The sequence below is a fragment of the Fusibacter sp. JL298sf-3 genome (assembly GCF_053842995.1).
This window is the reverse complement of record NZ_CM132608.1, coordinates 3,217,436-3,229,797: the sequence shown is the minus strand read 5'-3', so window position 1 is coordinate 3,229,797 and position 12,362 is coordinate 3,217,436. Positions and strand designations below refer to the sequence as shown.

The following is a 12,362-nucleotide window of genomic DNA, read 5'->3' as shown; positions in this document are numbered from 1 at the left end:
GGTCGATTACCCTCTGCTTTCATATTTTTCTGCAATTGAGACTATTTTTTTAAGCCGGTGATTGACACCGGATTTTCCTATTGGCGGCACCAGCATCTCACCGAGTTCGGTTAGACTGGCTTCTGGGTTGTCGAGACGCAGTTTGGCCACTTCCAACAGCTTGTCCGGCAACGTCTTTAAACCGCCATTGCGCTCGATGGTTTCAATGGCGTGTATCTGATCGTAGGCGGCGTTAATGGTCTTGTTGAGATTGGCCGTTTCACAGTTGACTACGCGGTTGACATCGTTGCGCATTTGCTTAATGATGCGCACGTTTTCGTATTCGAGCAAGGTTTGATGCGCGCCGATGATGTTGAGAAAATCGACGATTTTTTCGCTTTCTTTCATGTAGACGATGTAACTGTGTTTTCGCTGTGTAAACTTGGCACCGAGGTCAAACCAACTGTTCATTGCTCCGGCGAGCTGTTCGGCAAACCAATCGTTGTGTGTAATCAGTTCGAGGTGATAACTCTTATTTGGTGCGCTGATAGAGCCGCTACCGAGGTAGATCCCCCTGAGATAGGCGCGCTTGCAGCAAGGCTTTTTCAGTAGCAACTCGGGAAGTCCTTCGTTGAGCTGAATGGCGCCATCCACCTGTGTGATAATCTGCAAGTCGTCTAAAATGTCATTGGCACCGGCTATAAAGACCTCGTACGTGTGGTGCTTGTTGAGGTTCTTATTTTCTTTCATCGTCAACGCCCCTTGGTACTTGTACAGCTTTTTTAACAGTATGAAAAACAGGCGGGCAACAGCCGGGTTCTCCGTTGTCATCCTGAGGTTAATTGTTCTTAAACCACCGAGTTCCAGCGATCCGCAGACGCGAACCATGCCGGACAACTGCGCGCGGTTGCAACAGGGCCCCTCCGTTCGTATGTGAACGACTTCGTTTTTCGCTTTTGAAGAAAAGGACATTTTTATGCCTCCATAAATTCTATGATTTCAAGCGCCTTTATGAGAATGTCCCGCTCGTCATCGTACTTGGCCAGTGCCACAACACTGTCCTTGTGGATAAATTTTGCATCGACAAAGCCCTCCTCGCGCTGAGGTTTTGCAGCAGTGGTGATGGCCTCCATCAAGTACCAATACACCTTTTTCTCTACAATGTTGTTGTTGGACCAAAAATTTTTAAATCGATAAGACGTTTCGCCAATTGGCGTTACGATTCTGGCTTTAATCATGGTTTCTTCCCGCACTTCTCTTACGGCAGTCTCCTCGTTTGTCTCGCCATCTTCTATTGTACCCTTTGGCAGCACCCAGTCACCATTAAGTTTTTTGAGCATGAGCACGCTGTTGCCGAGGTAAACGACGCCCCCTGAACTAAATACCTTTTTCAAATGACCACCACCTCTTTTTCATTTATTTTAGTATACCATAATTTATCGGCGAGGAAAACGCGGCTTTCACGACTCGGTGTAAGACTATGGCCTTATTTTTACTGCTCAAAATGCCGACTGTCGCCCTGTTTATAGGCCTAATGTTTGGTCGTGAGCCGCCACTTTGAGTCACGGCATTAAAAAAGTGGCCTGACCCGAGGGCCAAACCACTTTCTTTATATGCCTTAACTTAATCAACCGGCTTTAATTTCGCTGTAAAATGTCTCAGGACCTTTGGCTCATAGGTGAAGTCAAAGCCTTTGAGCTCACTTGCGTACTTGGCCACTTCAATTACCGCGTCTGCGATGTAATCCATATGGTCGTTGGTGTACACGCGTCTCGGAATGGTGAGGCGCATGAGTTCCAGCGGCGACTCCAGCGGTTCACCGGTTTCACCGTCTCTACCGAGGAGGAACGAACCGATTTCTACAGCACGTACGCCACTTTGAATGTAGAGTTCGTTGCACACTGCCTGAGCCGGAAACTGATGGTACGGAATCTGCGGACACAGTTTCTTGCAATCGACAAACACCGCGTGCCCACCGGTTGGGTACTGTATCGGCACACCGGCTTCCATCAAGCGGTCGCCGAGGTACTTGATTTGTCCGATTCTGTAATCGAGGTAGCTAAAATCAAGCGCCTCTTCCAGTCCCACTGCCAACGCCTGCATATCTCTACCCGCGAGGCCACCGTAAGTTGGGAACCCTTCCATCGGCACCAATGTCGAGCGACAGGTGTTGTAGAACGCTTCATCGTCTTTTATGGCGATTAAGCCGCCCATGTTGACAATACCGTCTTTTTTGGCGCTCATCATCATACCGTCGGCGTAGCTGAACATCTCCCTAGCGATGTCCAAGATGCTCTTGTCTTCATAGCCCTTTTCTCTGGTCTTGATAAAGTAAGCGTTTTCTGCATAGCGCGCCGCATCCATCCAAACCGGCAGTCCTTTGGCTTTTGCAATCTCGCTGGCCGCACGTATATTGGCCATTGAAATCGGCTGACCACCTGCGGAGTTACACGTGACGGTAATAATCAAAGCCGCGATGTTTTCAACGCCTTTCTCATCGATAAACTGCTCCAGCGCCTCGAGGTCAAAATCCCCTTTAAAATCATCGTACGACACGGTGTCGTAGGCTTTTTCGTCTATGAGGTTAATCGGCTTGCCATTTGCAAGCAATACGTGCCCCATTGTCGTATCAAAGTGCATATTGTTGAGGACGTAATCGCCCTTTTTAATCAAGTTCGGCAACACAACTTGTTCTGCGCCGCGGCCCTGATGCGTCGGAATGACGTACTGATACCCTGTAATTTTTTTGACGACGTCTTCTAGGGCATAAAACGAACGGCTGCCTGCATAGGATTCATCTCCCAGCATAATGGCCGCCCACTGTCGGTCGCTCATGGCGCCGGTACCACTGTCGGTGAGCAAGTCGATGTAGATGTCTTCAGCTCTTAGCGAAAACGGATTGTAGCCCGCTTCCTCCAGCCTTTCAATGCGTTCTTCCTTTGAAATCCTGTTGATTTTCTCCACCATTTTAATCTTAAACGGTTCGGGAACTCTTTTTGCCATAAAAAATGCCTCCTTCAAATTATAAATTTGTCACAGCTCGCGCTGATACTAGAGGTGAATTTTTTAAAAGGTACATCAACTGAACGGCAAGTGAAACTGTTTTCACTTGGTTCAAACCTGCTCGCTGTTTGAAGTAAGCGCTTTACCTTTGCAAATCACACTGTCAATTCTTCTAAGTCGCGTCGTTGTCTCTATTTTCAGAAACTTTAGACATTATTATTATACAATAAAAAGAGCCCCTTAGAAAGAAAAAGCTTTATTTTTTTATCATATGAGGCAGCTGAAGTGTTTAACCCCTTACAATCGGCCATTCTCTCTACCGCGTCTCAGGGGTGACGCTTATAAGATGGTCCACCCAAAACCCGTCTATAAAAAGAAATCGGCGATAGCTATTACTCGAAGAACCGCCTAAAACAACATAAATTCGCAGTCGGATGGCATCCCCTGCCAGCGTGACACTCTTGTACTGTCTCGTTGAGAGGGATAGTGTCGAGAGATTTTAACGCCGCAATGAGGCAGAGTAAATGAGCAGTTTTTTTATTTGTGAACGCTACAGGACACTAGCGTTGCATAAACTTAATGTGGTTGAGTTCACGCAAAATTATTGTAATAGATTCAATTTATTACACGATAGTGCATATGCTTTTACAAAACGGGTTGAAATCAACCAACAAGTATGATAGTGTATAATTATGGCAACCTTTCAATAATTTTTGTTTACTACAAACAACAAGTTCAATACCATTAAATGCAAGTTACGCAGACAATGAACTGACTACGAAGCTGTTTGATGGGAATCTCAGATATGAGATGGACACGCAAGGAGATAGAGTGCGTGTCAATAGTAAGTTGTCGGAAACACGGCATATTGCTCAGACAGTAGAAAATTATTTTGACACTTACATGTGATAAAAGCTTTATTTTGCACTTGTTATGAATTTAAACAAACGAGGTATTGATATGGATAAAACATCTTTAGAAATCAAAGTAAGGTATACTATTATTACAATCCTTTGCTTTATAGCAATCTATTATGGTTTTCGTAATACACTGACGCCGTTCGACGGCGTAGTGGTTTCCATAGGGCATATTGTAATACTCTTTTCGATTGTTTTACCAAGCGTCTTTAAAAATCTTGAAAACAAACCTTTCCTATTTGTTGTTCGGCTTTTTATAACTTTCGCGATGCTTTATCTTATTGCACCTAAAATGCTTTACTACAAAAATAGTGAGCACCTCGTAGTCATTGGCATCTTGTTTTTTGTAGAATGCATTCAGATGCTGAAAAGAGGCAAGTGGCAGTACTATATCACTTTGGGAGTTGCAGCTACTTTAATTTTAATTCTAATTCCTTGGCCTTTGCAGTCTAAACTGAGCAGGGCCGTCGACACTTATATAAAAGAAGCGTATCCTGAAGCATCTATTTCATATGTACAGCAAAGTTTCCCTGATAAAGATGACAAAAGCGTAAGCGTTTATGTGGTGCTGAGCCAAGAAAATATGTCAACCGGTGAAGAACGTCTTCCAATATGGTTACTCTATAAAGATGGTCAGTTAACTCAAAGTCCCACTCAATAACTTCATATTAAGTTCTAAATCAATAGTTGGGGCGGGATTCATTGAGAATCCCGCCCCCATCTTTGTCGGTTATTGTTGCATTGTGATAAATATAAATACAAGCACACTTAATACGTTAGTCTTCATGTTGTATAATAGACTGATTATTACAGATATGCAGACCACAGCTTCTAAAGTGACTAAAGTTTTTTATACTGTACGAGACACACTTTAGAACCTTGATTTTGTTGTTGAAGCCATCTGTGGGCCCGTTTGTACAACGAAATTTAAAGACAGCTAGAATTGCCTTAAACTGAACGGCAAGTGAAAGCGCCCATGGCTGTTTTCACTCGGTTCATACCTGCTCGCTGTTTGAAGAAAGCGCTTTTCCTTTAAAGTGTTGCCCCCCCTTTACACATCGATCATTCTCTCTACCGCGTCTCTGGGGTGACGTTTATACGATGGTCCATCCAAAACCTATCTATAAAAAGAAATCGGCGACAGCTATTACAATCAAAGAACCGCCTAATACTTTAGCCGGTAGGCCGTCCTTCTCCTTGCTTGAACTCAAATACAAGGCATACCCGCCTAAAACAACGTAAATTCCCAGTCGGATGACATCCCCTGCCAGCGTGCCTTCTTTCACGAAAAATCTTATACACACATATAGAACGATGAGAAATGAAATGAGCCTATTAAAAGTTTTTTTCTTTATCATAGCGCGTCCGTTCTGGCGGCATCGGCGTAAAAGAACCACTCTGTTTTAATAGTAAGTCGACGCCTAGTAATAGCGTTATCATAATAGACCATTAAAGTTAAAATGGCTTTCTTAATCATTTGGTATACCACCTTTCTTCATTTCTAATCGATTGAAAAGTTTGCCGCCGGCGTAGCGTCTCACAGATAGCGCGTTTAAAAAACCTATCGTCTACATCCATGTACGCCACTGGCGAGTCAAAGATTTTTACCGATACGACCGATAGAGTTGACCTTATTACTATTTATTGCATTTTATATCTATGATTACACTAGCGTTGCATAAAACTTAATCAATAGCAAAAGAACAATAAATAACAATAATGTCTATTAAGGGGTTTAAAATCAATAAAAAAGTCCTTATACTAGATTCATGGAGCACACATAGATGGTCTCGCACAAATCTAATACAAGGAACACAACATCTATATTATATGAAATTTAAGACCATTGGTAAAGTACTTGAACCCCTAAATTCAAAAAAAGTTAAAAATATCATCAAAACGAATAACTGTGATGCTTATGCCAAGAAGTTAACGACTCAAAACCTAATCAAACTCTTTGTCACCGCAAACCTGAAAGAACATGATGGCCTCAGAGCCATCTCAACGGATCTGCTGTTTGATGACAATTATCAGAGGTATCTTAAACTAGATTCTATAAGCCCTTCTCAGCTCTATAGACGACTGTCAGCTCTCGATACATCTGTGCTCCAGAACATCTTCACGCATCTGGTGTCACAGCTTCACGGGCAGTTTGAGAGCGCCCAGTTAAATGAAGATACATTGGCACTGAATATTGTTGATGCCAGCGTTATCACAAAAGCATTAACGGGCATGGCGTGGGCGAAATACCGAAAAACAAAAGCGGGTGTCAAATTACATCTCGGCCTTCGCTATTATGGTGAAAACGCACTTTATCCAAGTAAAGCCACTGTCACTGGCGCAAAAGAACATGATGTGAGTGAAATGCTCAGCGTGACGGATTTTACACCAGGCGTCATCAATGTTTATGACAGAGGCTATGTGGATTACGATCGCCTAGATCAAATCCACGAAGCTGGTGGTTGTTTTGTCGTTCGCATGAAGAGCAACTCTGTGACATGGGCGAATACGCGCTATGATAATCCAAAGGGCGTTCTTTACGCCTCAAAAGGCCCTGTGGGTTCAGGCAGCAAAAAGACTAGGCATGAATACCACTATATTCAGCAAGCAGATGATGACGGAACTATTTATCACTTTTTGACAAACGTCCCTGACCTTGAAACCGACACAGGGCTCTGTTTTGAAGACGTCTGTAATATCTATAAACTCAGGTGGAAAATTGAACTCTTTTTCAAATGGCTTAAACAGCATTCTAAAGTCAAGCATTTCTTTGCGACTGATGAAGTGGGCGCGGTAAACCAAATTTACCTTTCGCTCATTCTCTACTGTCTACTCGCTCTGTTTAAGCAAAACCTGAGAACAGACGCACCACTAAACAAGATCAGGGTTGCTATAAGAGCAAGTCTTTACAGTACTTTTGAAAGTTTCAAACGAAAGATTATGAGGCTCAATCCTTTTTAGATTAATCTATCCATATATGGCTCCCATCACTGTGCAACGAGACTGTCTGCTTAGAGTCAGCTTTTTTTCATTAGTAGAATCGACAGGGTTACATTTTTATCCTTATAAAGCGTAATATGGATTTGCTCTAGATTTGTAGTTGAGTTTATGCAACGCTAGTGCTATGATTAGAGGTTGTCAACAAAATATGTAAATTGTTTTTATAATCTTTTGTGAGATGATTGTGGTTACGACACCTAAAAAAGCACCCTCAATCGCCAGATTAAAGGTGCTTGCTAATAGGGAACTCTTTTACAGTGAGTTGTCCCCTTACATCGATTTTTTGGTGTGTTTTTTAGGCACGTAAATCTTCTCGACTTGACGTGCAATGGCTTTGCTTATGGCGACGGCATCGTGTCGAACGTAGCCTTTGACCACCTCGACGTAGTCGCCCTCCATGACGGCAATGCGCTTTTGTGTACAATATTGGCGATCGGCTTCGCCGAAGTGTACCGGCTTTGCCGACTCGGTTTCATAGCGTTTCAAATGCGCCGGATCCATGTGACCGGAGTTCACCACCACGTAGTCCACGTGACCGAGGCGCGTCTGACTGTAGAGGGCCTCTAAATGGTCCTTAACGGAAAAACCATCGGTTTCACCGGGTTGTGTCATCAAATTGGCGAGGTAAAACACTTTGCCCTTTCGGTTGTTGATGGCACTGACCACATCGTCAATGAGCAAATTGGGCACGACACTGGTGTAAAGGCTCCCGGGGCCGAGGACGATGGCATCGGCTTCCAGCACCCTCTGAACGACGTGCTCACTGGTTTTTGCATCGCTCGGCTCCAGCCAAATGCGGTCGATTTTGGATTTGCGCTTCAGCACCTCGTAGGGGATGTTCGATTCCCCGGCGACGAGGGTGCCGTTTTGCAGTTTGGCGTAGAGCACGATGTCTTCTTGCGACACCGGATAGACTTTGCCCGTAATGGCAAAGATGTCCGCAATTTTCTGGATGGCGGCTTCAAAATTATCCGATATGCCCACCATAGCGGCAATCATCAAGTTGCCGAAACTCTGTCCTTTAAGCCGCCCTTCATCAAAGCGGTATTGAAACAAATCCTGTAAAATCGGTTCTTTGTTGGCGAGGGCCAAAATACAGTTTCGAACGTCGCCCGGCGGCAACATGCCGAGGTCTTCACGCAGTACGCCGGAACCGCCGCCGTCGTCGGCGACAGTCACCACCGCTGTGATGTCCGGCGTAATGGTCTTCAGTCCTCTGAGGAGAACCGACAGCCCCGTGCCACCACCTATGGCGACAATCTTCACCCTTCACCTCCAACGCGTTTGGCGTCGCGATGTACCTTAGAAGTGAGAAAACCCTGTGCTTCGTAGTGATCGGCCAAAACGTTGGCAAAACTCACCGAACGGTGCTGCCCACCGGTACAGCCCACTGCCACCACCAGTTGAGAGCGCCCGTCATTGGTGAAAAACGGAATTGCAAAGTCCAGCATCTGGACAATCTGATCCAAAAAGGCCTTGCTTTCGTCAAAGTTCATCACGTACTCGCGCACCTCTTGTTGATTGCCCGTAAGGTGCCTAAGCGCTTCGATGTAATAGGGATTCGGTAAAAAGCGCACGTCGAATACGAAGTCCGAGTCGAGTGGAATGCCCTTTTTAAAGCCGAAAGACATGAAGGTCAGCGCCATGTGAAGGTGCTGATCGTCGCTGTCCAGCGCTTTTAAAAGCTTTTTCTTAAGCGCCGCATGTGTCAAGTAGCTGGTGTTGATGACGTAGTCCGCTTTCTCTTTGAGAACGTTCAGTCGGCGCTTTTCTTCTGCAATGGCGTCTTCTATGCGCCCTGCTAAATCGAGTGGATGAGAACGCCTCGATTCCTTAAAGCGCTTAATGAGAACTTTGTCATCAGCTTCAAAGTAAAAGATTTTAAAAGCGTACCCACGGTCGCGAAGGTCGCTTAAGTTGCGCTGTAAATCGCTGAAAAACTTACCACCGCGAATGTCGATGACCAAAGCGATGTTGCTGATGTTTTCTGAACTTTGCTCGATGAGTTCAATGAAGTTGGGAATTAACGACGGTGGCAAATTGTCTACACAATAGTATCCGAAGTCTTCAAAGGCCTTTTTCGCCTGACTTTTGCCGGCACCTGACTGGCCGGAAATAATGACAAAGTTCATAATTGCCTCCTACTCTTTTACAAGATTGAATACTCGGTCAACAGTGAGCCCCGCCGCTTCAACGCGTCTAATGCCCTCGGCCACATCTCCAATGCGCTCTATACTGTGGGCATCGGAGTTGACGACAAAAGACACATTATAAGCCATAGCCTTCTGTATCGCCTCTACGGTTAAATGGCCGTGGCTGGCATTGATTTCGAGCATGGTGCCGGTCTCCGCAGCCGTTTGTGCAACGGCATCAATGTCGATAGGCCCTTTTGCACCCGGATGCGTTATCATGGTGATGTTGTTGCGCTTCATGGCGTTGACCATGGCGCGCGTGTTGTTGCGTTTGGCTTTCTCGTAAAAAAACTTTGAAAATCGACTTAAAAAGTTGACGACGTGAAGCCCCCAATCTCGCCCCAAACGACTGCCGAAGTGGTAGCCGGCATTGAGCCAGTCGTTGAGTTCAAGCATGTCCTCGTCGATGTCAATAGTGCCGTCAGTGCCGAGGAGGTTGGCCTCTAAGCCGAGTAAAATATGAATTTCAGGATACGCTTCATTAAGAGCGTCAATGGCCGCTCTCAGCGCCGGATAATCGGATTTTTTAATACCGTACCCCGCATGTGCCGGCCCGTGATCGGTTATTGCAATTTCTTCAAGTCCCAAGGCAATGGCCTTTTTAACGATGTCTTCCAGTTCGTTTTTGCAGTCGCCACTGTACTTGGAGTGCATGTGGTAGTCGCCTCTAAGTCGCATACGCTCACCTCATTTCTATATATGTCAGTCGCCAGTGTCACTCACGGCGACAACCGCTTATAATTATTTCTGTTCTCGTTGTTATTATACCATTTAATACAGCGGGATAACGGTAAATCTGCTATAAAAAACGCCTAGGCAGCCTAGACGTCGATTTAAACCTATTCTTTTCCAAATATGCGCACTTCGCGTTCAAGTGCGATATCAAATGTATCTTTAACCACTTTTTGCACCACACTTATGAGGTCCATCACTTCTTTACACGTCGCCTGCCCCACATTGACGATAAAGCCACAGTGTTTGTCGGAGACTTGTGCATCGCCGTGTCTCAGGCCTCTCAGCCCTGCATCATCAATGAGCTTTCCGGCGAAGAACCCCTCCGGCCGTTTGAACACACTACCGGCACTCGGGTAGTTGAGCGGCTGTTTGCTCGTGCGCTTCTCCGTCAACTCTTCTGTAATTTCTTTAATGACTTCAATAGAACCGTGCGCCAGCTGAATGCCCACACAGAGCACCACGTAGTCGTTCTCCCTTACTGCACTGGTTCTATAGCCAAACTGTAGGTCGCCGTTTTGAAGTCTGACGATTTCCCCCGACTTCGTTAGAACGTCCACCCACTTGACCACGTCTTTCATCTCGCCGTCATAGGCGCCTGCGTTCATAAAGATAGCGCCGCCCAAGGTTCCGGGAATCCCCGAAGCGAACTCAAACCCTTTGAGGGAAGCCGCCATAATCTTTTTTGACAGGGTTGAAAGGAGCACCCCTGCCTGTGCAGTAACGAAGTCTTCTTCAATCGTTACGGCACTCATCCTGTCTGTGATTTTTATAACAATTGCTGCAATTCCCTCGTCTTCTACGAGGATGTTGGAGCCGTTCCCCATGATATGATAAGGTTCTTCCAACGCTTTGCAAACTCGAATAGCATCGGCAATCTGCCTGGCATTTTCAGGTAAAATAATGGCCTTTGCCGGCCCCCCGATTTTAAAAGAAGTGTGCTTTGACATCGGCTCGTTCAATAAGATCTGATCCTCACGAAAGATGGTCTTTAATTGTTCAAAAATCATATTAGTCTCCATTCACAACAGGCATTTCTATAAATAATTCTGACGTTTGTACCGCGTCTCGTTTACGCAAAAGAAACAGGCACTGACGTCTCATCGTCACTTTTGGGGAAACCACACCGGCTCCCAGTCAACCGACAGTTCAAACTGTCTCATACCATAGTGTACATGGGCCATCAACAAAAAATGGCCTTATGGCCATTTAATAAATTGAGCCATATTTATGGTCAACCTAAGACATTCTATCACAAATGAGGTGCCATGACAAACACTTTATTTGATTTCACCATGTTTTTCTTCATGACAGCTGTCGACAATTTGATTTTCAGGGCCTAAAATGACCACATTGGGTTTAAACCCTTTTGCTTCTTCCGGTGTCATCTGCGCATAAGCGATGATAATCACCGTATCGCCAGGCTGAACCAAACGCGCTGCCGCGCCGTTCAGGCAGATGACCCCCGAGCCACGCGCGCCCTTAATGGTGTACGTCTCTAAACGCGCCCCGTTGTTGTTGTTGACAATCTGTACTTTTTCACCTTCTAAAATACCCGCCGCTTCCAGCAACGCTTCGTCTATCGTGATGCTGCCGACATAGTTGAGATTTGCTTCTGTCACCGTCGCACGGTGTAATTTGCTCTTAAAGAGTGTGAGTAACATTTAGGCCTCCTCGTTTATACCATTAATCTTCTGTTGTCTATCAATCTCGGTTTGCCCACTTTAACCGCGAGGGCAATGAGTACGTCGCCGCTTAAGGTTTCCAGTGCTTCAAGTGTTTGTGCAGAGACAACGGCCACGTAATCAATCACCGCACTTTCGGCGGCTTCTATATGCGCCGTCATAGCTTCGCGAAGGCGCTGTGCACTGCGCTCACCACTCTGAATCATTTCTTCTGCCAAATTCAATGCTTGCGAGAGGACCAGCGCTTCTCTTCTGGCGGCATCGGTTAAATAAACGTTTCTGGAGCTCAGCGCAAGGCCGTCAGCTTCTCTAACAATGGGACACGGCACAATGCGCACAGCCATATTTAAGTCGCGCACCATCTTCTCGATGACAGCCACCTGCTGAGCGTCTTTTTGTCCAAAGAAAGCGCAGTCCGGCTCGACGATATTGAAGAGTTTGCCCACAACAGAGGTGACGCCTTTAAAATGACCGGGTCTTTGAGCACCACACAGGACTTCAGTAATCGGTCCCTCACAAGTAATGTATGTGCTGTACCCCGACGGGTACATCTCCTCTACAGATGGCGCAAAGAGAACATCTGCCCCCGTGCCTTCACAAAGTGCCGCATCCCGCGCCAAATCTCTCGGGTAAGCGTCAAAATCTTCAGTGGGCCCAAACTGTGTCGGGTTGACAAACAAGCTGACGACGACAAAATCCGTCTGTCTTTTGGCTTCGCGCATTAGGGACAGGTGCCCCTCGTGAAAATACCCCATCGTCGGTACAAAACCAATGGTATCGCCGCTTTCTTTTCGAGTGCGAACAAGTGCTTTCAGCGCCTCTATTGTGTGTACAATTTGCATCTAAAACCTCCG

General features: G+C 45.8%; 13 protein-coding genes and 1 pseudogene. 2 read left to right on the top strand and 12 right to left on the bottom strand.

Annotated features, from left to right (window positions below; genetic code table 11):
• Window positions 1–6: 6 nt before the first annotated feature.
• The 3 genes from whiA to ACR6HW_RS15420 form a co-directional block, all read right to left on the bottom strand.
• Window positions 7–951: a DNA-binding protein WhiA gene (gene whiA, locus ACR6HW_RS15430; protein WP_455728600.1), complete on the bottom strand. Its 945-nt coding sequence runs from the start codon at window positions 949–951 to the stop codon at window positions 7–9.
• 2 nt (window positions 952–953) lie between these two features.
• Complete coding sequence (locus tag ACR6HW_RS15425; protein ID WP_455728599.1) at window positions 954–1,373, bottom strand: NUDIX hydrolase; 420 nt, start codon at window positions 1,371–1,373, stop codon at window positions 954–956.
• Window positions 1,374–1,602: 229 nt separating this feature from the next.
• Entirely contained in the window at window positions 1,603–2,982 is a 1,380-nt protein-coding gene (locus ACR6HW_RS15420; RefSeq protein ID WP_455728598.1) for a tryptophanase, read from the bottom strand.
• A 960-nt stretch (window positions 2,983–3,942) separates the two neighbouring features.
• Between ACR6HW_RS15420 and ACR6HW_RS15415 the strand changes: the two genes are divergently transcribed.
• Window positions 3,943–4,560, top strand: coding sequence for a hypothetical protein (locus ACR6HW_RS15415; RefSeq protein WP_455728597.1), 618 nt, complete (start codon window positions 3,943–3,945; stop codon window positions 4,558–4,560).
• A gap of 115 nt (window positions 4,561–4,675) precedes the next feature.
• Here ACR6HW_RS15415 and ACR6HW_RS15410 read toward each other — a convergent pair.
• The 3 genes and pseudogenes from ACR6HW_RS15410 to ACR6HW_RS15400 form a co-directional block, all read right to left on the bottom strand.
• Window positions 4,676–4,852: pseudogene (locus ACR6HW_RS15410) on the bottom strand (transposase); the annotation flags it as partial.
• A 168-nt stretch (window positions 4,853–5,020) separates the two neighbouring features.
• Window positions 5,021–5,257, bottom strand: coding sequence for a hypothetical protein (locus ACR6HW_RS15405; RefSeq protein WP_455728596.1), 237 nt, complete (start codon window positions 5,255–5,257; stop codon window positions 5,021–5,023).
• On the bottom strand, window positions 5,254–5,376 hold the full coding sequence (locus ACR6HW_RS15400) for a hypothetical protein (protein WP_455728595.1): 123 nt from the start codon (window positions 5,374–5,376) through the stop codon (window positions 5,254–5,256). Before ACR6HW_RS15400 ends, ACR6HW_RS15405 begins: the two co-directional genes overlap by 4 nt.
• A 353-nt stretch (window positions 5,377–5,729) precedes the next feature.
• On the opposite strand from ACR6HW_RS15400, the gene ACR6HW_RS15395 reads away from it, so the two are divergent.
• On the top strand, window positions 5,730–6,860 hold the full coding sequence (locus ACR6HW_RS15395; protein WP_455727911.1) for an IS4 family transposase: 1,131 nt from the start codon (window positions 5,730–5,732) through the stop codon (window positions 6,858–6,860).
• Window positions 6,861–7,169: 309 nt separating this feature from the next.
• Here the strand turns inward: ACR6HW_RS15395 and ACR6HW_RS15390 are convergent, their stop codons facing one another.
• The 6 genes from ACR6HW_RS15390 to panC all read right to left on the bottom strand — a co-directional run bounded on the left by ACR6HW_RS15390 (window position 7,170) and on the right by panC (window position 12,350).
• A complete protein-coding gene (locus ACR6HW_RS15390; RefSeq protein WP_455728594.1) occupies window positions 7,170–8,165 on the bottom strand; it encodes a gluconeogenesis factor YvcK family protein in 996 nt (331 codons plus the stop codon).
• Entirely contained in the window at window positions 8,162–9,031 is an 870-nt protein-coding gene (gene rapZ, locus ACR6HW_RS15385) for an RNase adapter RapZ (RefSeq protein WP_455728593.1), read from the bottom strand. The genes ACR6HW_RS15390 and rapZ overlap by 4 nt, the downstream gene beginning before the upstream one ends.
• 9 nt (window positions 9,032–9,040) lie before the next feature.
• The gene (locus tag ACR6HW_RS15380; RefSeq protein WP_455728592.1) at window positions 9,041–9,769 is read right to left on the bottom strand and encodes a PHP domain-containing protein; all 729 of its coding nucleotides are present in this window, start codon (window positions 9,767–9,769) and stop codon (window positions 9,041–9,043) included.
• 161 nt (window positions 9,770–9,930) lie between these two features.
• Window positions 9,931–10,833 (bottom strand): UDP-N-acetylmuramate dehydrogenase, encoded by a 903-nt coding sequence (murB, locus tag ACR6HW_RS15375; protein ID WP_455728591.1) that lies wholly within the window; start codon window positions 10,831–10,833, stop codon window positions 9,931–9,933.
• A 270-nt stretch (window positions 10,834–11,103) separates the two neighbouring features.
• On the bottom strand, window positions 11,104–11,487 hold the full coding sequence (gene panD / locus ACR6HW_RS15370; protein ID WP_455728590.1) for an aspartate 1-decarboxylase: 384 nt from the start codon (window positions 11,485–11,487) through the stop codon (window positions 11,104–11,106).
• Between the two features lie 14 nt (window positions 11,488–11,501).
• Window positions 11,502–12,350: a pantoate--beta-alanine ligase gene (gene panC / locus ACR6HW_RS15365; protein ID WP_455728589.1), complete on the bottom strand. Its 849-nt coding sequence runs from the start codon at window positions 12,348–12,350 to the stop codon at window positions 11,502–11,504.
• Window positions 12,351–12,362: the final 12 nt, after the last annotated feature.

What these genes read in the sequence shown, in the direction of transcription:
- ACR6HW_RS15395 (WP_455727911.1), top strand. Translation starts at nt 5,730, where the DNA reads ATGAAATTTAAGACCATTGGTAAAGTACTTGAACCCCTAAATTCAAAA.
- murB (WP_455728591.1), bottom strand. Translation starts at nt 10,833, where the DNA reads ATGATTTTTGAACAATTAAAGACCATCTTTCGTGAGGATCAGATCTTA.
- rapZ (WP_455728593.1), bottom strand. Translation starts at nt 9,031, where the DNA reads ATGAACTTTGTCATTATTTCCGGCCAGTCAGGTGCCGGCAAAAGTCAG.
- whiA (WP_455728600.1), bottom strand. Translation starts at nt 951, where the DNA reads ATGTCCTTTTCTTCAAAAGCGAAAAACGAAGTCGTTCACATACGAACG.
- ACR6HW_RS15400 (WP_455728595.1), bottom strand. Translation starts at nt 5,376, where the DNA reads ATGATTAAGAAAGCCATTTTAACTTTAATGGTCTATTATGATAACGCT.
- panC (WP_455728589.1), bottom strand. Translation starts at nt 12,350, where the DNA reads ATGCAAATTGTACACACAATAGAGGCGCTGAAAGCACTTGTTCGCACT.
- ACR6HW_RS15380 (WP_455728592.1), bottom strand. Translation starts at nt 9,769, where the DNA reads ATGCGACTTAGAGGCGACTACCACATGCACTCCAAGTACAGTGGCGAC.
- ACR6HW_RS15405 (WP_455728596.1), bottom strand. Translation starts at nt 5,257, where the DNA reads ATGATAAAGAAAAAAACTTTTAATAGGCTCATTTCATTTCTCATCGTT.
- ACR6HW_RS15420 (WP_455728598.1), bottom strand. Translation starts at nt 2,982, where the DNA reads ATGGCAAAAAGAGTTCCCGAACCGTTTAAGATTAAAATGGTGGAGAAA.
- panD (WP_455728590.1), bottom strand. Translation starts at nt 11,487, where the DNA reads ATGTTACTCACACTCTTTAAGAGCAAATTACACCGTGCGACGGTGACA.
- ACR6HW_RS15415 (WP_455728597.1), top strand. Translation starts at nt 3,943, where the DNA reads ATGGATAAAACATCTTTAGAAATCAAAGTAAGGTATACTATTATTACA.